Consider the following 19,979-nt stretch of genomic DNA (forward strand, 5'->3'; position numbering starts at 1 on the left):
ATGAAAAACCTTACGTTAGCGCAACGCCTCACGCTGATCTTCGCGCTGCTGATCGTCATCGGCTGCGCCTTTTCCGGCTGGATGCAGGTGCGCAGCAGCACCCAGTACAGCCAGGCGGTGATCCAGCGCCTGTCCGGCAACCTGGCGCAGCATATTGCCGACAGCAACCCGCTGCTGGGGGTGAACGGGCCGGATCTGCAGGCGGTGCATACCCTGTTCGATCAGCTGATGGCGGTGAATCCCAGCGTTGAGGTTTACCTGCTCGACAAACAGGGCGCGATTATCGGCAACGCCGCGCCGGCCGGGCATCTGAAGCGGCAGCGGGTCGCGTTGCCGCCGCTGCAGGCGCTGCTCGGTGGCGCGCCGATGCCAGTGTATGGCGACGATCCGCGCAGCGCGGACGAGCGCAAGGTGTTCAGCGTCGCGCCGCTTAAGGTCGATGGCCGGATCGAAGGCTATCTGTACGTGGTGCTGCTCGGCGAAGAGTACACGGCGCTGGCCAGCAACGCCCAGTTCAACTCGGCGGTCAGGATGGCGCTGTGGACCTCCGGGCTGATGGTGCTGTTCAGCCTGCTGGCCGGCGGTTTCGCGTTTTATTGGGTGACGCGCCCTATCCGTCGCCTGACCCGGCAGGTCAGCGCGCTGGACAGCGGCGGCATCGAGGCGGTGCAGGCCTACGCGGCGCTGCCGGCGGTACGGGCCGGGCGCGACGAAGTCAGCCAGCTGCAGCAGGCTTTCCACCGCATGGCGCAGCGCCTTGCCGAACAGTGGCAAACGCTGGCGCAGCAGGATCGGCTGCGGCGTGAGTTCATCGCCAACGTCTCGCACGATCTGCGCACCCCGCTCACCTCGCTGCACGGCTATCTGGAGACGCTGTCGGTCAAGGCCGCCACCCTGAGCGAAGCCGATCGGCGGCGCTATCTGGAGATCGCGCTGGCGCAGAGCCGCAAGGTGGGCAAGCTGGCGCAGGAGCTGTTCGAGCTGGCGCGGCTGGAGTACGGCGTGGTGAAACCGCAGAAAGAGCCTTTTTCCCTCAGCGAGCTGTTGCAGGACGTGTTCCAAAAGTTCGAGCTGGCGGCGGAGGCGCGCAACCAGCGGCTGCATGCCGACATTCCCCCCGGCATTCCGCCGGTGTTCGCCGATCTCAGCATGATTGAGCGGGTGCTGACCAACCTGTTGGACAACGCCATTCGCCATACGCCGCCCGGCGGCGACATCGGCGTGCGGCTGTGGCGGCAGGACGATCGGGTGATGGTGCAGGTCAGCGACAGCGGCCCCGGCATTCCGCAGACGCTGCGCGCCGATCTGTTCGTGCGCCCGTCTGTCCTGAGCGGCGCCCGGCGCCCTTCCGGCGGACTGGGCCTGATGATCGTGCGACGCATTCTGCAGCTGCACGACAGCGATATTCAGCTGATCGAACAAGCGCAAAGCGGCGCCTGCTTCCGCTTTGCCATTCCGCCGCGTTAATCGAGGCAGCTGCGATCGACGCTGATAAATTTGTCGTTATAGATAATGAATTTCTGCCCCTTCAGCCGAATACCGGCATGGGTCAGCGTATCGCCGGGGCGCAGGTATTCGGTGACGCCCTCTTCATCGGTGCTGTTACAGCCCGGCTTGAGCAGGAACTTGAAGTAGGTGTTGCCGGTGTTGGTGAGCGTACCGCGCTGGGTATCGAGCCGATAGGCAAAGTTTACCTGACGCGGGCGCACCACCAGAATGGTGTCCATCACCACGATCGGCTCCAGGTTGACGCCGGCGCCCCGACGCGGCCCCGGCTCGAACAATCGGGTCGGCACTTCGCGAAATGACACCCGGTAATAACGCTCGCGATTATCCTGCGGCCCGCGGTAGAAAAACTTGTAGTACTCCGCCTGCCCGGCCTGCAGCGTCAGCTGGCGCGGCGCAAACAGCAGCTCGCCGTCCGCCGGCCGGCTGCGCACCTCGCGCTCTCCCGGCCGATCGATGGCGCGAATGCTCACCTGATACAGGCGCGCGCCGCGGTTGTTATTCAACACCCGCTTGGCGGTGAATGAGCGATCCTGATCCATGGCAAACGTCAGGGTACCGACATTGATCGCGGCGGCGGTAAAGGGGAAGGACAAACCCAGCAACCCTATCAGCACAAGTTTCACGCCCTGCCCTCAATTGATGTTACGCCAGGTGGCTTCGACATGAATTTCACCGGCGGCGCTGACGTCACCATACCAACCGTTGCCATCGACGGTTCTCAGCGAGATCGGATTGTTCATCGGAATGCTAAAGGTCACGCGGGTCTTGTTCAGCCCCCCCACTTCACCGGAGATATCATTCCACGGCGTGCTGCTCCAGAGCGCATTGGTCATGTCGTGCCACTGGCCATCGCAGCCGGCGGCGAAGCTCTGCTGACCGTTGGTGCTGGTGGTGATGCCGAGGGTGGCGGGGAACGGCACCTGGGTACTGTTATCCGCAGAAGAAAAGAGGCAATAGTTCACCCCGTTGATCGCCTGAGTCGGCCCGGTCGCCATCACCCTCACCTGATCGGCGGCGGTTTTGCCGCTGGTGGTCACGAAGTAGCCGAACTCCAGCGCCGGCTCCGCCGGACCGACATAACCTTCACGGTGTGGGCTGTTGTCGTAATCATCGGAAATAATGCTGATGCTGAAATCGCGCGGCTTGATAATCAGCTGGTTTGAAGTGGAAAACTCATACCATCCCGACTCCGGCGAAGTGGTGTTCTGAAAACGGAAATTGATCAGATCGCGGGTGCCGCTGTCGGAAATCCCCAGCGCGACCATCTGTTTGAAGAAGTTACTGGAGAAGAACACATAGACGGCGTTGCTGCTCTTCAGCTCGTTAAACGTATAGTAGCTGCCGGTGCCCGACGTGTTTTTCCAGGTATTGCCGTTCAGACTGAACTGCAGATCGGCGGCGTTCACCGCTGAGGACAGCGCCGCATGGTTAATCGCCGGGAAAATATGAATCGAGGTATTGCTCACGCTGCCGTCGGTCTGCAAATCGTAGCTGACCATCTTGCACATGATGCCTGAGCGGGCGCCGATGGTCTGGTTCTTGCAATCGGCATTGCCCTCGCCGATGATCGGCACCCCATCGCTGTTGACGAACACCTCCGATACGGCGTTGGTATTGATAAAGCGCAGGTGGGCCGCCTTGCTGTGCGTGACGGTGCGCTTGTACCAGCTGCCGCTGGCCTGATCCCGACAGCGGCCGCCGGCCGCGGCGTCGTAAGCCACCGACGTTTGGCAGCCGTTGATCTGCATGCTGAAAGCTTCACCCGCTGCCATCTGCTTCAGATACTGATAGAAGCTCGGCGACATCATGCCGTGCATCCATTTTGCGCCGCCGGGCGTGACCACGGTGCCGTAAAATCCCTTTTCGTCGGTGGTCTGCGGCAGAATCAAGCTGGTATCCATATTGCAACCGGCATACCAGTTGATGCAGCGCAGGCCAAGGAACGGATTCTTTATCGGCGCATTTTCCAGCCACATGTCATAGCGCCAGTTGGCATTCAGCCCCGTGTTGTAACCATTATCCACGTACCCCAGGCTCTGCTGATAGACAGTGCCGGAACCGCCGTATTTCAGCCCGGTCCACTTATTGGCGCCGGTCATGCGCGGATCCAGCCCGCCGGCCGGCGTGACGAAAAAGTTGTCGTCGGCGTTGTTCTCCACGAAGACAAATTTCATTACCGCCGCATCCGGCCAGTTGGTCTGGCTGACCGCCGCCTGCAGCACGGGGGCGACCAGCGCCAACAACAGCGCAACGTTAGCTCTCATGGTCAAACTCCCCAGATGACATATTGCCTGCAGAGGTTTTCAGCCCGGTGCAGATCACGTCGCCGACCCACACGGCGCCTTGCGCCTTGCTGAGATCCAAATCCACCTCGCATGTCTGATTGCCGCCGTGGGTAAAATCGATAACCGGGAATTTCTTGTCGACATCCATGATAAATTCGCCTTTCTCATCGGTGCGGGTGCGGCCGATATGGTTCTTGATATAGGCGTTGGCCAGCAGCGTGCCGTCCTCCGCTTTGATGCGGCCAAACACCGTCACCATCTGTTTTATCTCCGGCGAGATCACCGCCACGTTGCCCGGATACAGGGTGAGCTTGCTCTTGCGCCTGGTGACGATGTCGAAGCTCTCCGCCGAGTTTTTGTTGTTCATCAGCTCAACGTCGTACTGACCGTAAGGCGACAAAGGCAGGTAATTCTTATTGCCGCTCAGCTTCACCATCCGGCCGTCAACCCGTGCGGTCAGCAGGCCGTCGTTTTCAATGCCGGTATTGAAGATAATCCCGGCGTTGCCTTCGTTGCGGCCGCTGATGGCAATATCACGCCCTTGCCAACCCATGCTGCCGCTCGCGGTCAGGCTGCTGTTAACGTAGCCGTCGGCGGAGCTGCTGACGTTGAGCGTGCCGGCCGAATACTTGGTGTCGAAGCGCGCATAGCCACCACCGTTGAAGCGGTTGTCGCCGCGGGTATCACCGGAAATCGCCCGCGACAGGTTGGCCCCCAGGGTGCGGACCGGCCCGTCCTTGATGTCCTTGCGCGCCGCCAGGTTGGCGGTGGTGTAACCGTTTTGATTGGAAACGCCGGCGCTGAGCCAGTTACCCATCGGCAGTGAAAAATCGAGCGCGATGTACTTGCCGGTATTGGCGTTGCTGCTGCCGTTGTTGTAGCGCTGCACGCCCGCCCGTACGCCCAGCGTGCCGAAGCGGCCGGTAAAGATGTTCTGGTAATAGTCGGCGTTGTAATAGTGACTGTCGTTCTTCTTATCGTCGTTGTAGCTGGCGCTCAGGGTGCCCAACGGAGACCACAGCGCCCCCAGATTAAGGCTGCCGCCAACGGCGCGGTTATAGGCGTCATTTTGCAACAGACGATCGCCAATCTGCGTTTTCTCCTGATTGATCCATACGCTGCTGAAGCCGCCGGGCAACGCGGCGCTGACGCTGTTGACCAAACTCCAGGAGCGATCGGATGCCGCCATATTTTGCAGGTTGATCTGAATCGACTCGGTCACCGGCAGGCTGACGCGGCTCTCGCCGACGGCGTTGCCGTCAAACGAATACCCCGACAGCGCCCAATTAAGCGTTTGCAGATTGCCGGTAGCCGAAGCGCCAAGCAAATAAGAGTCCTTTGCCGGGCGGTGGCGTTCCCGTTCGCCGCGCCAGTCGTCCATGTGCAGCATCCCGCCCCAGAATTGCCAGGCCAGCGGCGCATTCGCACCTCGATTGGGGCTGAACAATTTATTCACTCGCTGCATGCGTTTATCGACCACTTTGCCGTTGACCACGACCTCCACCTCTACGTCATAGATACCGTAGGGCAAACTGCCGGTGTCCACTTCATGATTGCCCATCGTGAAGTTTTGTACGCTGAGCAGCCGCCCGTCGCGCGACAGATGCACCTCGCCGGCCGAGGGGAAAAAAACCACGATCGGCGTCAGCGATTGGGAATTATCGAATACCGTCGAGTTGGCGCGGTTACCGTAGGACAGACCATAAATCTTGCTCGAGTTGATGGTCGTGACCGGCCCCAGCGACTGCAGATTCCAGCTGTCCAGCATGCCGGCAGCGAAACGGCGGCCGGCGAAATCACGCTCGTACATCGCTTTGTACAGCGTGGCGTTTTCATCGCCGCTGCCGATACCGTAGATGGAACCGTTCAACTCCACGTGGTGTTCACGCAACGCCGTGACGCTGTTGAGCGATAAATAACTGGAGGTGTTGCCTTCGCTGGCGCGGGCCCGGTTATCGTAGACCCCGAGGTTATAATCCAGCGTGCTGCTTACGGCATCTACGCTGGACGCGCCGATGTCGCTGGAGCGGGCGCGCAGCACCGTCCCCAACGCGGATTCTTTCACCACCAGCTGCAGGTTGAGCTGCCGGAAATCCAGCGCGAGCCAGGCGTCGTCCGCGATCCGGATATGCTGCTGCCGATCGAATAGCGCATCCTGCAAAGCCTGCAGCTGGCCGGCAATCGCCGCCGTCAGCCGGGCGCCGTCGTCGTTATCCTCCAGCGTCACCCGACGAATCTTTAGCCGGTCCTGATCCAGGTAGAGAAAGGCATGGCCGATGCGGCTGTCGTCTTTGACGCCATCGCTCTTTTCATAATGCAACAACAGCGGAATACTCATCCCCTCGCGCAACGCCAGGCTGAAAGTGTGCGGGATCAGCACGCCGTTAATCTGCGTCAAACCGGCCGCCATCGCCATACGGCCAGGCAACAGCATCGGGAGCGCCAGCGCACCGGCAGCCAAAAGCGTTCTCAACAGCACAGCGTTCACATGCCACTCCTTGCGTGATTGTTTTGCATCCATCGTGGATAACGCGCGCATTACTTCACCGGGATAAACTGTTCGCCGTGCCACAGCGCGACGCGTCCTTTTTTATCGTTGACGTCAACCTTGCTGAAGGCGCGATCCTTCCCCGGCATCACGAAATAGTTTTCCTTGCAGTCGCTGCCGTCTTGCTTGTTCCTGCAATTGCCGTAGGCCACCACTTTGAACGTGGCGTTGCCGGTGTTTTTGATCCGTCCGTTGGCGAACTGATAGGCGAAGCGATCCTGCCGAGGCGCCACCACCAAAATGGTGCCGATGCGCGCCGACGTGGTGGCCACGGCATTACGCCGAGCCGAATTTTGCCCCGCCTCGCTCAGCGCCTGATCGAACCAAACGATGCGGTAGTAACGCTCCTGGGCATCATTCGGCCCCTTGTAGTAAAAGCGGATCACATCGCTGGCGTTGGCCGGCAAGATCAGGCTGGCGGGCGACAGCAGCATTTCATCCCGACTGCTCATCGGGATCACCGTACCGGAGGCCAGGGGACTGGAAATGCGTTCGATCTTGATGGTCACCAGCCGGCCGCTGTCGGTGGTGTTTTTGATTTCCTTGCTCAGGCGCGCGCTGTCGCCAGGCATGAAGGCGCTGATCTCACCCACATCGAGCGCCAAAGCCGGCCGCAGCAGCATTAACATCAGGGTGACGGCGAGAGAAAAGCGTGTCATTGCGGTATTCCACTGGCGTTGATGATCGATAAATAGCAGGAGGTCTCCCCCCTGCCAGATGCAGATCGTTCGGGGGATTAGGAAGTCCAGGTCGCGTTGAACTCGACGCTGACGTCGCCGCTCCAGATACCTTCCGGCAGCGTGCTGAAATCCGTGACGGCGGTGGTGCCGTTTGACGTCGCGCCGATGATGCTGAAAGTGAACTGATCCTGCGCGCTGGTGCGGCCGGCCTGGTTGTAGACGTTGGACAGGGCGCTCAGATTGCCGCCCAAAATGCCGGCGGTGGTGTCGATCATGGTGGTTTCAGCCGTTTTCCCGACCACCGCACCGTTATAGTTCACCCCGACTTCCAGCGTAGAACCGGAAGTATCCAGCTGAGTCAGCGTATTGGAGACCAGTTTTGAGGTCAGTTTGAAAGCGGTGGCCGTGGTATCGCCTTCCACGGTGACGTCAAACAGGCCTTTCTGGCTGTTGAAACCCTTAATGCCTTCTGCATAGTTGAAGGCCAGGCTGCCAATCGGCGTCACAACCAGTTTGCTGGTGGTGTCTTTCTTGGCGGTCGCAGACCAGGTTGCCAGCGCCTGAGCGGTAACGTCGGCGGCTTGAGCAGTGCTGACCGCTGCAAAGGCGGAAACGATCGCCAGAGCCAGTGTCATTTTCTTCATGGTATAACTCCCTTCAATGTTGAATATGTTTTCTTTCTTTCGTCCATTCTCAGCCAGCCGTTTGCATCACTGCGTTTAGCCAGTCTGCTTGACGCCACAAGAATATCCCCGGCCGATCAAAAAAGAATCATTAACTGTTAAAGTTCAAATATTTAGATTTAAATACTGCCATTAATGTTTTAACCCCCGTCAATCACATTAAAAAACGGGTTAAACCTTTGATGAAAGCACAATCACATTGTGGTTTAACCCCTGCGGGGCGGTTATTGTTTAACCACAAATACGCTCTGTTCGCCCTTCCCATGGCCGTGTGAAATTTCAGCGCCGGCGTTGTTCGGTGAGGGAAAAGATTGATTGGATTTACGCAGGAGCAGCAGCCAATCCAGATCGGCCGCTGTAGAGAAAAAGGGGGCTTCTCGCCCTGTGTCAGGAAGGGTATCGGGTTCTCAGGGAAAGAATAAGCCGCATAAAACCGGCCTGATTGAGGCCCAGTTTTCGCATAATATTCAGTTTATGGGAGCTTATGGTTTTGTAACTTCTCCGGGTCACGTTGGCGATGCTGCCTGGAGATGCACCGGCAACCATCATGGCCAAAACTCGCCATTCACTGTCAGATAATGCGGCTGCCGAATGCACCAGCCGGGCGCGAATATGCGGGGAACGATAGCCGGAGAACTTGCCCGCAGCCGCAATGGCGTCACTCAGGCAGTGCAATGGCTCCCCCTTTGCCACTATAGCTATGCGCGCATCTGCCGCCAACAACGCTAATATACCAGGGTGTTCTACCGCGGTGAAAATCACCAAGGGTATTTCCGGCCAGACATTTTTTGCCGTCAGAACGAACCGTAATACATCATACAAATATTCTCTCTGATGATATAACTCCATAATAAGCGCGCGAGGCTTTCCCTCTTTCAATACCCCCTCCAGCGCCCTCAAGGTGTCGATAAAATAGCTGTCACTTGATTGGGTAACGAGAAATGCTTCCATTCCTCTTCTCACTAAAGAGCTGGGTTCAAAAAATAGCAGCGCATCACCGAAATCGGCTTTAACCATACATAATCACCATAATGAGGTAGAAAGCGGTAGAGAAAGGGAAATACCTCTCGTAAGCGCCACACGGCAACCCGCCAAATGAAAGTCGAACGTTTTATTTCAACACTGTAATATTTTTGTCATATCCACCGTCCTTCAATCGCGTTGGGCAGCGGCTATCAATGGTCAATTAATAAATTCAGCATTGTCGCTTTCCAAGCCTGAACAGATCTCCATTTTATGTTCACGCAAGATCTTGCAGCGCAGCAGGAATAAGCGGGAAATACCGGAAATGTAAGCCCTGACCTGATTGCTGCGCACCACCAGCAAAAACTCATCGCCGCTGCATTCTCCCGTTTGGTGCGCGGCGTAAGCCAGAATATCCCGATTCAGGCTGGCGTTGACCGTCGCCGAGGCATCAGGCAACGACATGAAAACCTTACAGTTGCCTGACTTTCCCAGGTAGCTCTCCTGCCGGGCTCCCGAGCCGCTGAAATAGGCCGTGACAGCAATAGCCATGAGGATCCCCCCCAGAACCATCGCGCTGAACATCAGCCACCCACGGCGGGAATAACCAAGATGAGAAGAGGCCCCGCCGATGACGGTGTCGGACGCCGGATTGGCCGCCGCTGCGGGCGCAGATCCCGGCACAGCCGCGGCAGGCTCCGCGTCGTGAATATCTTCCGCGTCCTCATAAGACTCGATGGTAATCTCATCACGCAACATAAAACCCACTTTAGGAACCGTAACAATGACCTCATCCTCGACGCCAAGGTTTTTAATCACCCGACGCAATTTGCTGACGCACTGATTGAGATTATTATTGCTGGACACCATGCCGTAATCGTCCCAGACCTTCTTGAATATCAGTTCACGCCCTACGGCCTCGCCATGGTGGGCAATCAACAGCAGCAACAACCGTTTGGAAGGACTGGATATGGATATGGGATCGTCAGAAAAATCTGTTGGGCTAAGGGTTCTGGTGTCTGCGTCAAAGAGAATATGGTCATTAAATCTATATTTCATTTTATTCACATGTTTTCACTATAGCGATCATTTATAGCTTGGCGTCAAATGTTAATGAAATATTAAATAAATATTTAATCAGGTAATTCGCGAAAATACCCAAGCACAGGCAAGAAAAACCACTCAATTAACGCCACGAAATACGCTTTGTCACCTCACCACCGTTTATATAGGATTTTTCTTGCAAACCATAACCAAAGGTTAACCAATCACCTCATTCATTGATATATTGACGCGACAAAAACCACAAAGTTAGTTTTTTGTGTCGCAAATTATCAATTTTAAGGAAAATCATCTCAAAAGAAGACCGCAGAACTAAATTTTAATAAAAAAATAATAACACGTGAATGTTGAGCATAATCACAGACCGCAGTCCATCCGTATTAGCCCGACGAATTAACGCGTTTGCCGCGTCGCAAATGTTAAATTTTAGGTTCAGCCAAGGCGATGGGAAACAATAATGAAAGGAAAAACTTACGAATGACGCCTGTCGCGTTTTCCGCAACAGGCGAAAACATTCGCGGTAGCTCATTGAACTGATGAGGGGAATATCAGGCTAAAGGTCAAGCAAGCAGAACCTCGGCCATCGGAACACTGCGCGCGAACCTCACCGTCGTGCAGCGTCATGATGGCGCGCACGATAGACAGCCCCAGCCCACTGGCATGATTGCCGGCGCTGCGCGCGGGATCGGCGCGATAGAAGCGATCGAACAGCTTTTCCAGCTGTGCCGGCGCGATCGGCGGCCCCTGATTGATAACCTGTACCCACCAGGCATCGGCGCGCCGTTCAGCCCGCAGGACGATCCGGCTGTTTTCGTCGGCATAACGCACTGCGTTAGCCACCAGGTTGCTCAACGCGCGCTGGAACAGCATCGCGTCCGCCTTCAGCGTTCCCTCACCTGCACAGCTCAGCGCGATGCCGCGTTCTTCCGCCAGCCCCTCGAAGTAATCCGCCACCCGCCGCAGCTCCAGCGCCACATCCAGCCGACTGTAGTTCAGCAAGGATGCGTCAATGGCTTATTGGGGCTTATCCTGCCTCGGAAATATTGGACAATGCTTACGTCATGGAACTGTACGAGGTAAGGGGGTTGGAAACCCGCGCCGAATTAACCAAATCCTTATTTGATACCTATACCAGGATGGCGTACACCCGATATGAACGAGAACAGCTAATCATTAATGGTATCGGCCTGGCGATCGTCACTTTTGTGGCGCAATACCAAGCGAGATTGGTTTTCAGCGTACCGCTCAGGCCAGCGTTAGCCAGAATTTATGACTCGCTCTTGAAAAAACATGCGCATTGCGTACATTATTTGCACAACCAAGAGCTTGTTGAGGAAGGATTACATGTCATCGAAATACCGCCTGTTAACGGCAGAATCCCACCCAACTCCTATGAGCATAAAGGAACGGCACCAAAGAGAAATGCAAGCCTTCCACGAAGAATGGGCTGAACAAAGACGCCGCGAATGGCGCGAACGCGGCGGTGCTGAAGCAAGTGAACTGCCCGCCAGTGGCATCGATACCGAACTTTCATCCTAATTCCGGTTCTTTCTTACTCTTCTTCCCCTGCCGTCAACAACGCAAGCCCCGCCTGCTCGATGGCCTCCCGCGCAGCGGCGGGCAACCCCTCGTCGGTAATGACGGCGTCAAAGGCGGCGATCGGCAGCGCCAGATAGGTCGCGATCTTGCCGTATTTCGAGGTGTCGCTGAGCAGAATGCAGCGGCGGCTGGCCTCGACGATGGCCTTCTTTACCATCACCTTGTCTTCGTTCGGCGTCGACAGACCGCGCATGCTCCACGAAGAGGCGGAGATAAACGCCAGATCGATAAACAGACCACGCAGCGCCTGCGCCGCCGCTTCGCCGACGCAGGAGCGATTCTCCCGGCACACGGTACCACCGGTGTGGATGATTCTGCACTGGCTGTTTTCAATCAGAAAGCCGGCGATGACAAAGTCGTTGGTCACCACCGTCAAATCGTCACGTTCACCGATCTGTTTCGCCAGCGCCAGCGTGGTGGTACCGGCATCCAGATAAATACAGCTATTGGCGGGAATTTGCCGCGCCGCCAGCCGGCCGATGGCGATTTTCTGCCGGCTGAACATCCCTTCTTTGGCCTGGTGCGAAGGTTCGCTCGCCACCCGCTCAGGCGCCTGCACGCCGCCCGAGACCGACTGCACCGCGCCCTGTTCCTCCAGCTTTTGCAAATCGCGGCGGATCGTCATGTGCGACACCCCCAGCCGTTCGGTCAGCTCGGCAATGCTAACGACGCCGCGTTCGGATACCAGCGCAAGAATTTGTTGATGGCGTTCTACAGGTATCACGGTTCCCTCTCGTTGCTGCGGTGATAATAATTGTGATTTTACGTCAATTTTCGTTCGCCGATAGCCCTAATTTTTCACGGCGTGACGGCGCGTGCAATGACGCCAGAAAAGCATGAACTTATTTAAAAAACATAATATTAACACTGAGTAAGGCCATAAAACGCACAAAAAACCCGTCTCACCCGTTGTTAATTATTGTGATAAAGCTCGCGGATAAACGGCCGACAAGCGCTTATATTTAACACAACAAAACAAATTATCACTAAAATTAACAGGAGTGCAGTATGACACACCCAGGGAAATATGCCGTCTGCATCATTGGGCTGGGCGCGATGGGCATGGGCGCGGCGCGCTCGTGCCTCCGCGCCGGATTGACCACCTACGGGGCGGACCTGAATCCGCAGGCACTGGCGGTGCTGCAACAAGCCGGCGCGAAACAAACGGCGCCCAGCGCGCGCGACTTCGCGACCGAGCTGGACGCCGTGCTGTTGCTGGTGGTGAACGCCGCCCAAGTGAAGCAGATCCTGTTCGGTGAACAAGGCCTGGCGCCAAAGCTCAGGCCAGGCACCGCGGTGATGGTCTCTTCGACCATTTCCGCCGATGACGCCAAGCAGATCCAGCAACGGCTGCTGGACTACGGGCTACCGATGCTGGATGCGCCGGTTTCCGGCGGAGCGGCCAAGGCGGAGGAAGGCCAGATGACGGTGATGGCCGCCGGCACCGACGCCACCTTTGAGCGCCTGCAACCCGTGCTGGACGCCATCGCCGGCAAGGTGTACCGCATCGGCGAGACGATCGGCCTGGGCGCGACGGTAAAAATCATCCACCAGCTGTTGGCTGGCGTGCACATCGCCGCCGGCGCGGAAGCGATGGCGCTGGCCGCCCGCGCGGGCATCCCGCTGGACGTGATGTATGACGTGGTCACCCACGCCGCCGGCAACTCCTGGATGTTCGAAAACCGCATGCGTCACGTGGTCGACGGCGACTATGCGCCCAAGTCAGCTGTGGATATCTTCGTCAAGGATCTGGGGCTGGTGGCAGATACCGCCAAGGCGTTGCACTTCCCGCTGCCGCTGGCCTCCACCGCTTTCACCATGTTTACCGCCGCCAGCAACGCCGGTTACGGTAAAGAAGACGACAGTGCGGTGATCAAAATCTTTGCCGGCATCGATCTGCCGCAGAAAAAGGAGGCGCTCTGATGCTGCTTGGCGTAATCGCGGATGATTTTACCGGCGCGACCGACATCGCCAGTTTTCTGGTGCAAAACGGCCTGCCGACGGTGCAGCTGAACGGCGTGCCGCAAGACGAAACGCAGATAAACGCACAGGCGGCGGTCATTAGCCTGAAATCGCGTTCCTGCCCGGCAGAGCAGGCGGTCGAACAGTCGTTGCAGGCGCTGGTCTGGTTGCAAAAACAGGGCTGCCGCCAGTTCTACTTCAAGTACTGCTCCACCTTCGACAGCACCGCACGGGGCAATATCGGCCCGGTGACCGACGCCCTGCTCGCCGTACTGGGAGAGAATTTCACGGTTGTCTCACCGGCGTTGCCGGTAAACGGCCGCACGGTCTATCAGGGCCACCTGTTCGTCGGGGAGCAGCTGCTGTCTGAATCCGGCATGCGTCATCACCCGGTCACGCCGATGACCGACAGCAACCTGCTGCGCCTGATGGAGTCCCAGGCCGCCGGACGCTGTGGGCTGGTGACGGCGGCGGAAATGGATCGCGGCGCCGAGGCAGTCAGCGAGAAGCTGCGGCAATTGGCGCAGGACGGCGTGCGCTACGCGGTGCTGGATACGCTCAACGAACGGCATCTGCTTACCCAGGGTGAAGCGTTGAAAACGATGAAGCTGGTGACCGGCGGTTCGGGCCTGGCGATCGGTCTGGCGCGGCAATGGGCGCAGAACGGCGATCGCGCGGCAGAAGCGGCCGGCGCGCCGCAGGGGGAAAAGGCGGCGGTGCTGTCTGGCTCCTGCTCCGTCATGACTAACCGGCAGGTGGCGCACTATCGCGAACGCGCTTCGGCGCAGGCCATCGATATCAGCCGCTGCCTCGAGCCACAGGCGCGCACCGCCTACGCCGCCGAGTTGGCGCACTGGGCGCAGCGCCACGCCGGGGAGGCGCTTGCCCCGCTGATCTACGCCACCGCAGCGCCGGAAGCGCTGCAGCAAACGCAACGGCAGTACGGTAGCGCCGCCAGCGAGGCGGTGGAGGCCTTGTTCGCCGAGCTGGTGGTGCAGCTGTACCAGTTGGGATTCAGCCGCTTTATTGTCGCCGGCGGCGAAACCGCCGGCGTGGTCACGCAGGCGCTGGGCATTCGCGGCTTCCATATCGGCCCCAGCATTTCCCCCGGCGTTCCCTGGGTGCGCGCCAACGACCGGACCATTTCACTGGCATTGAAGTCAGGCAATTTTGGCGATGAAGCCTTCTTCACGCGCGCGCAAACGGAGTTTCCAGTATGACCATGACCATCGAGCAGCAGGCGCGTGAAGAGATGGTGCGCCTGGGCGCTTCGTTTTTCCAACGCGGTTACGCCACCGGCTCTGCCGGCAACCTCTCGCTGTTGCTGCCGGACGGCGCGCTGTTGGCGACGCCGACCGGCTCCTGTCTCGGCGAGCTGCAGGCCGATCGCCTGTCTAAAGTGAGCCTGAACGGCGACTGGCTCTCCGGCGACAAGCCGTCGAAAGAGATCAGCTTTCACCGGGCACTGTATCTGAACAATCCGGAATGCAAAGCGGTGGTGCACTTGCATTGCACCTACCTCACGGCGCTCTCTTGCCTGCAGGGGCTGGACGTCGACAACGCTATCAAACCGTTCACCCCCTATGTGGTGATGCGCGTCGGCAAGGTGCCGGTGGTGCCTTACTACCGGCCCGGCGACGAAAGGCTGGCGCAGGATCTGGCCCGCCTGGCGCCGACCCACCGCGCCTTTTTGCTGGCCAACCACGGGCCGGTGGTGACGGGTAAAGACCTGCGAGCGGCGGCGGACAATACCGAAGAGATGGAAGATGCGGCGCGGCTGATCTTCACCCTCGGCGATCGTCCGATCCGCTATTTAACCGATGATGAAATTGCCGAATTACGGAGCTGAACCATGCCTAAATTTGCCGCCAATTTATCGATGATGTTTAACGAAGTGCCGTTCCTCGAGCGCTTCGCCGCCGCTGCCGCACAGGGCTTCAGCGCGGTGGAATTCCTGTTCCCTTACGACTATCCCGCCGAGCTGTTGACCGAAAAGCTGCGCGAACACGGCCTGCAACAGGTGCTGTTCAACACCGCGCCCGGCGATGCCGCCGCCGGCGAATGGGGACTGGCGGCACTGCCGGGCCGAGAGCAGGACGCGCGCGCCGATATCGACCGCGCGCTGGCCTACGCCATCGCCCTTTCCTGCCCCAGCGTGCACCTGATGGCCGGCGTGGTGCCCGCAGGCGCGGATCGGCGGCATTATCTCGACACCTTTATCGCCAATGCGCGCTATGCCGCCGACGCCTTCGCCCCGCACGGCGTCAAGGTGCTGATCGAAGCGCTCAGCCCGCCGGTCAAACCCAGCTACCTGTTTGCCAGTCAACACCAAGTGGCGGAAGCAGTGGCGGCGATCGAGAGACCGAACGTGTTCATTCAGTTCGACTTTTTCCACGCGCAGTTAGTGGACGGCAATATCAGCGGGCTGCTGGAGACGCTGGCCGGACGCTACGCGCATATCCAGATAGCCTCAGTGCCGGATCGCCATGAGCCGGACGAGGGCGAACTGAATTATCCATGGCTGTTCGACAGGCTGGATGCGCTCGGCTATCCGGGTTGGATAGGTTGCGAATACCGGCCGCGCGGCGACACCGCCGCCGGGCTCGGGTGGCTGAAGCCTTACCGCTAACGCTGCCGCCAACACCAGGAAATCGATTTTATAACAATGAAACGCACCCGTATCGCCACGCGGCGATCGCGGTGCCCAACGCTTACCCAACGAAAGGCTTTTTTCATGTCTACCTCTCTGCTGTTGCTGATTGCCGTACTCGGCGTGGTGCTGCTGTTACTGATGGTCATCAAGGCGAAGGTACAGCCCTTCGTCGCGCTGTTGGTGGTCAGTCTGCTGGTGGCGTTGGCCAGCGGTATTCCAACCGGCGAAGTGATGAAAGTGATGACCGCCGGGATGGGCGGCGTACTTGGTTCGGTGACCATTATCATCGGTCTGGGCGCGATGCTTGGCCGCATGATCGAACACTCGGGCGGCGCCGAGTCGCTGGCACAACGCTTCAGCCAGGGGCTGGGGCCGAAACATACCGTCGCCGCACTGACCCTCGCCGCATTCATTCTCGGCGTTCCTGTGTTCTTCGACGTCGGTTTTATCATTCTGGCGCCGATTATCTATGGCTTCGCCAAGGTCGCCAAAGTGTCGCCGCTGAAGTTCGGCCTGCCGATGGCCGGCGTGATGTTGACGGTACACGTCGCGCTGCCGCCGCACCCCGGCCCGGTCGCCGCCGCCGGTTTGCTCAACGCCGACATCGGTTGGCTGACCATCATCGGCCTCGCAATCTGTATTCCGGTCGGCGCGATCGGCTATTTCGCCGCCAACTACCTCAACCGCAAAAACTATCCGTTATCGATAGAGGTGCTGGAACAACTGCAGCTGGCGGCGCCGGAGCCGCGTCCGGAAGGGCAAGCGCCGCTCAGCGATCGCATCAACCCGCCCGGCGCCGGCCTGGTGGCGGCGCTAATCGTCATCCCAATCGCCATCATCATGCTCGGCACCGTCTCCGCTACGCTGTTGCCGGCCGGCTCGGCGCTGCGCGATACGCTGTCGCTGCTGGGCTCACCGGCGGTGGCGCTGATGATCGCCCTGCTGCTGGCCTTCTATTTCCTGGCGCTGCGCCGCGGCTGGAGCCTGCAGCACGCCAGCGACGTGATGGGCGCCGCGCTGCCGACCGCCGCAGTGGTGATCCTGGTGACCGGCGCGGGCGGCGTGTTCGGCAAGGTGCTGGTGGAATCCGGCGTCGGCAAAGCGCTGGCTGAAGTACTGACGGCCATCGGCCTGCCGCTGGTGCCCGCCGCCTTTATCATTTCGCTGGCACTTCGCGCTTCGCAGGGGTCCGCCACCGTGGCTATCCTGACCACCGGCGGCCTGTTGTCGGAAGCGGTCAGCGGCTTAAATCAGCTACAGCTGGTGCTGGTGACGCTGGCGACCTGTTTCGGCGGACTGGGGCTTTCCCACGTCAACGACTCCGGTTTTTGGATCGTCACGCGCTATCTGGGGCTGTCAGTGGCCGATGGCCTGAAGACCTGGACGGTGCTGACCACCTTGCTCGGCCTGAGCGGCTTTCTGTTCACCTGGCTGTTGTGGCTGGCGGGGTGATTTCTCTGGCATACTGAACGCCGTTTGTTTTTCATCGCCTTTCACCCTGTGCAGGAGCAGCAACATGACCGTAATCAACACCGCGCCAACGCTTATCACCGAACGTCTGCAGCTGGACGCGCACACGCTGGACGACTTCGAATCGCTGGCCGCATTGTGGGCCGATCCGCAGGTGGTGCGCTACATCGGCGGCACGCCGCGCGACCGGGAGGACTCCTGGGGGCGCCTGATGCGCTACGTCGGCCACTGGGCGTTGTTGGGATACGGGTATTGGGCGGTACGTGACAAACTGAGCGGCGAGTACCTCGGCAGCATCGGCTTTTCCAACTTCCTGCGCGACATTACCCCGGCGCTCGATGCGCCGGAAATGGGCTGGACGCTGGTGAGCTCGGCGCACGGCAAAGGCTACGCCACCGAGGCACTGCGGGCAGCGCTGGCCTGGGGTAAAACGCACCTGCCGGGCGAGAAAACCGTCTGCATCATCTCGCCGGAAAACCAGGCTTCGCTGGCGCTGGCGAAAAAGGTCGGTTTCTGCGAAAGCCACCGCAGCGAGTATCACCAGAGCCCGATCGTCGTGATGCACTGCCCGCTTTGAATGCCTAAGCGCGTTGCACCGCCAACGCCGTCTGAATGAAGTTGTCCCGCAGCGCGTCCGCGCGCTGCGGATCCCAGGCGATACCGACCTGCCACTCCGTCTCTTCGCCGCTCAGCGGCAGAATGTCGATGCCGGCCGGCGCGATGTGCGTGATGCTGTGCGGCAGCAAAGCGACGCCAACGCCGGCGGCGACCAGCGCCAGCAGCGTCTGGATATCGCCGGCCTGCTGCACCACGTTCGGCGTCAACCGGTGAGCGGCGATAAACCGCAGCGACTGATCGCTCAGCCCGCGCCCGCGTTTCGGCGTCAGCTGCAACAGCGGCAGCTGATTGAAACGCGCCATCAGGTCGTCGGCCCGCAGCGCCAGCGCGCCCGGCGCGGCCAGCACCAGCCGGTCGCTCAGCAATGCCGCGCCGCACAGCGGCGTAGTGACCGGTAAGCGCACGAACCCCACCTGCAACTCGCCCTGCAGCAACAGCTGATACTGCCGCTCCGACGGCATGTCCTCCAGCCCAATGGCCACCTCGGGAAAACGCCGGCGAAAGGCGGCCACCAGCTGCGGCGCCAGATGAAAACTGGAGAGGCCAAATCCCAGCGCCAGCCGCCCCGCTTCCCCGAGCGCTACCCGCCGGGCGCGCCGCTGAAACTGCTGGTACTGTTCCACCAGCGCCTGCGCCTCCGGGTAGAGCCGCTGCCCACCGGCGGTGAGCACCGCCCCCTGTCGGCCACGCTCGAACAGCCGAACGCCGAGCTGGGTTTCCAGCGCTTGAATCTGCTTGCTCAGCGCCGGTTGGCTGATGCACAGCAGGCTCGCCGCCTGCCGATAGTTGCCCTGTTCGGCCAGCGCCACCAGGGCGCGCAGTTGTTTTATATCCATTCCATCAGGTTATCGAATAGGGAATTTAATTGATTATACAGTAATCAATCCACCTGCTGTAATCAACGCAGACCCCAACCGGAGAGACACCATGACCCCTTCACTGCGCGCCGCCACGGTGCAATTCCAGCACCGCGCCAACGATAAGAATTACAACCTGTCGACCATGGAACGCTTTATCACGGAGGCGGCCGAGCAACAGATGCAGCTGCTGGCCTTCCCGGAAATGTGCATCACCGGCTATTGGCACGTGCGCCATCTGTCCGACGCCGAGGTGCGCGCGCTGGCGGAGCCGATCGCGAGCAGCCCTTCTCTGGCGCGCATTCGCCCGCTGGCGGAGCGTTACAACATGGCGATCGGCGTCGGGCTGATCGAGCTGGGCGACGACGGCCGTTGCTACAACGCCTATGCCGTTTGTCTGCCGGACGGCGAGCTGCATGTGCACCGTAAACTGCACGCCTTCGAACACCCGGCTATCGCCAGCGGCGACCGCTACACGGTGTTCGATACCCCCTGGGGCGTGCGCGTGGGCGTCTTGATCTGCTGGGACAACAATCTGGTGGAGAATGTGCGCGCCACGGCGCTGCTGGGCGCGGAGGTGTTGATCGCCCCGCACCAGACCGGCGGCACCCATTCGCGCAGCCCGCACGGCATGAAGCCGATCCCGCAGGCGCTGTGGCAACGGCGTGCGGAAGATCCGCAGGCAATAGAAGCCGCCTTTCGCGGCGAACACGGCCGCGGCTGGCTGATGCGCTGGCTACCGTCGCGCGCTCACGACAACGGGCTGTTCTTGCTGTTCAGCAACGGCGTGGGCCGCGATGACGATGAGATACGCACCGGCAACACGATGATCCTCGATCCTTACGGCCGCATCGTGGCAGAGACCTGGGCGGCGGAAGACCGGATGGTCAGCGCCGAACTCGATCTGACGCTGATCCCGCTCAGCACCGGCCGCCGCTGGATTTACGGACGCCGCCCCGAGCTGTACGGGCTATTGACCGAACCACAAGGCTATGAGCGCGATGCCCGCAGCGCACGCTTTTCAACGCAGCCGACGGGGCGCGGCGGCCGATAACAGATAAAAAAAAGGTTCATCGCGCTTTAGCGTGAA

Annotated in this window: 18 protein-coding genes and 1 pseudogene; 9 read left to right on the forward strand and 10 right to left on the reverse strand. The window is 59.6% G+C overall.

Annotation, left to right across the window (positions count from 1 at the left end; all coding sequences use genetic code 11):
- Positions 1-1,467 (forward strand): sensor histidine kinase, encoded by a 1,467-nt coding sequence (locus tag HMPREF3138_RS11245; RefSeq protein ID WP_070559048.1) that lies wholly within the window; start codon positions 1-3, stop codon positions 1,465-1,467.
- Here HMPREF3138_RS11245 and HMPREF3138_RS11250 read toward each other — a convergent pair.
- The 8 genes and pseudogenes from HMPREF3138_RS11250 to HMPREF3138_RS11285 form a co-directional block, all read right to left on the reverse strand.
- The gene (locus HMPREF3138_RS11250; protein WP_094300710.1) at positions 1,464-2,123 is read right to left on the reverse strand and encodes a fimbrial biogenesis chaperone; all 660 of its coding nucleotides are present in this window, start codon (positions 2,121-2,123) and stop codon (positions 1,464-1,466) included. The genes HMPREF3138_RS11245 and HMPREF3138_RS11250 overlap by 4 nt on opposite strands.
- A gap of 18 nt (positions 2,124-2,141) precedes the next feature.
- Positions 2,142-3,773, reverse strand: coding sequence for a fimbrial adhesin EcpD (locus HMPREF3138_RS11255; protein ID WP_038880878.1), 1,632 nt, complete (start codon positions 3,771-3,773; stop codon positions 2,142-2,144).
- Positions 3,763-6,228: a CS1-pili formation C-terminal domain-containing protein gene (locus tag HMPREF3138_RS11260; RefSeq protein WP_223294902.1), complete on the reverse strand. Its 2,466-nt coding sequence runs from the start codon at positions 6,226-6,228 to the stop codon at positions 3,763-3,765. Before HMPREF3138_RS11260 ends, HMPREF3138_RS11255 begins: the two co-directional genes overlap by 11 nt.
- Positions 6,229-6,332: 104 nt before the next feature.
- Positions 6,333-7,001 carry an EcpB family pilus assembly chaperone gene (locus HMPREF3138_RS11265; RefSeq protein ID WP_038880871.1) on the reverse strand — a complete coding sequence of 223 codons (669 nt, stop codon included), beginning with the start codon at positions 6,999-7,001 and terminating at the stop codon, positions 6,333-6,335.
- Between the two features lie 77 nt (positions 7,002-7,078).
- Positions 7,079-7,666 (reverse strand): common pilus major fimbrillin subunit EcpA, encoded by a 588-nt coding sequence (locus tag HMPREF3138_RS11270; RefSeq protein WP_038880867.1) that lies wholly within the window; start codon positions 7,664-7,666, stop codon positions 7,079-7,081.
- A 426-nt stretch (positions 7,667-8,092) separates the two neighbouring features.
- Positions 8,093-8,722 (reverse strand): helix-turn-helix transcriptional regulator, encoded by a 630-nt coding sequence (locus tag HMPREF3138_RS11275; RefSeq protein WP_049194225.1) that lies wholly within the window; start codon positions 8,720-8,722, stop codon positions 8,093-8,095.
- Positions 8,723-8,887: 165 nt separating this feature from the next.
- Positions 8,888-9,727: a winged helix-turn-helix domain-containing protein gene (locus HMPREF3138_RS11280; protein ID WP_038880862.1), complete on the reverse strand. Its 840-nt coding sequence runs from the start codon at positions 9,725-9,727 to the stop codon at positions 8,888-8,890.
- A gap of 528 nt (positions 9,728-10,255) precedes the next feature.
- A pseudogene (locus HMPREF3138_RS11285) lies at positions 10,256-10,732 on the reverse strand (ATP-binding protein); the annotation flags it as partial.
- Positions 10,733-10,791: 59 nt separating this feature from the next.
- Here HMPREF3138_RS11285 and HMPREF3138_RS11290 point away from each other — a divergent pair.
- Positions 10,792-11,181, forward strand: a complete 390-nt coding sequence (locus tag HMPREF3138_RS11290) for a hypothetical protein (protein ID WP_246828725.1) — start codon at positions 10,792-10,794, stop codon at positions 11,179-11,181.
- Between the two features lie 101 nt (positions 11,182-11,282).
- Here the strand turns inward: HMPREF3138_RS11290 and ygbI are convergent, their stop codons facing one another.
- On the reverse strand, positions 11,283-12,053 hold the full coding sequence (ygbI, locus tag HMPREF3138_RS11295) for a DNA-binding transcriptional repressor YgbI (RefSeq protein ID WP_038880856.1): 771 nt from the start codon (positions 12,051-12,053) through the stop codon (positions 11,283-11,285).
- A 284-nt stretch (positions 12,054-12,337) separates the two neighbouring features.
- Between ygbI and ltnD the strand changes: the two genes are divergently transcribed.
- From ltnD to HMPREF3138_RS11325, 6 genes are all read left to right on the forward strand, one after another.
- A complete protein-coding gene (gene ltnD / locus HMPREF3138_RS11300) occupies positions 12,338-13,252 on the forward strand; it encodes an L-threonate dehydrogenase (RefSeq protein WP_038880852.1) in 915 nt (304 codons plus the stop codon).
- Complete coding sequence (otnK, locus tag HMPREF3138_RS11305; protein WP_080213347.1) at positions 13,252-14,511, forward strand: 3-oxo-tetronate kinase; 1,260 nt, start codon at positions 13,252-13,254, stop codon at positions 14,509-14,511. The genes ltnD and otnK overlap by 1 nt, the downstream gene beginning before the upstream one ends.
- Entirely contained in the window at positions 14,508-15,140 is a 633-nt protein-coding gene (locus HMPREF3138_RS11310) for a 3-oxo-tetronate 4-phosphate decarboxylase (protein WP_370633539.1), read from the forward strand. Before otnK ends, HMPREF3138_RS11310 begins: the two co-directional genes overlap by 4 nt.
- A 3-nt stretch (positions 15,141-15,143) precedes the next feature.
- A complete protein-coding gene (otnI, locus tag HMPREF3138_RS11315) occupies positions 15,144-15,920 on the forward strand; it encodes a 2-oxo-tetronate isomerase (RefSeq protein ID WP_038880846.1) in 777 nt (258 codons plus the stop codon).
- Between the two features lie 105 nt (positions 15,921-16,025).
- A complete protein-coding gene (locus tag HMPREF3138_RS11320) occupies positions 16,026-17,396 on the forward strand; it encodes a GntP family transporter (protein ID WP_070559052.1) in 1,371 nt (456 codons plus the stop codon).
- 64 nt (positions 17,397-17,460) lie between these two features.
- Positions 17,461-17,991: a GNAT family N-acetyltransferase gene (locus HMPREF3138_RS11325; RefSeq protein WP_038880840.1), complete on the forward strand. Its 531-nt coding sequence runs from the start codon at positions 17,461-17,463 to the stop codon at positions 17,989-17,991.
- A 4-nt stretch (positions 17,992-17,995) separates the two neighbouring features.
- On the opposite strand, the gene HMPREF3138_RS11330 is transcribed toward HMPREF3138_RS11325, so the two are convergent.
- Complete coding sequence (locus tag HMPREF3138_RS11330; protein ID WP_038880837.1) at positions 17,996-18,868, reverse strand: LysR family transcriptional regulator; 873 nt, start codon at positions 18,866-18,868, stop codon at positions 17,996-17,998.
- A gap of 91 nt (positions 18,869-18,959) precedes the next feature.
- Between HMPREF3138_RS11330 and HMPREF3138_RS11335 the strand changes: the two genes are divergently transcribed.
- Positions 18,960-19,943, forward strand: a complete 984-nt coding sequence (locus tag HMPREF3138_RS11335; RefSeq protein ID WP_038880834.1) for a nitrilase family protein — start codon at positions 18,960-18,962, stop codon at positions 19,941-19,943.
- Positions 19,944-19,979: the final 36 nt, after the last annotated feature.

The sequence above is a fragment of the Serratia sp. HMSC15F11 genome (assembly GCF_001808215.1).
Classification (GTDB): domain Bacteria; phylum Pseudomonadota; class Gammaproteobacteria; order Enterobacterales; family Enterobacteriaceae; genus Serratia; species Serratia nevei.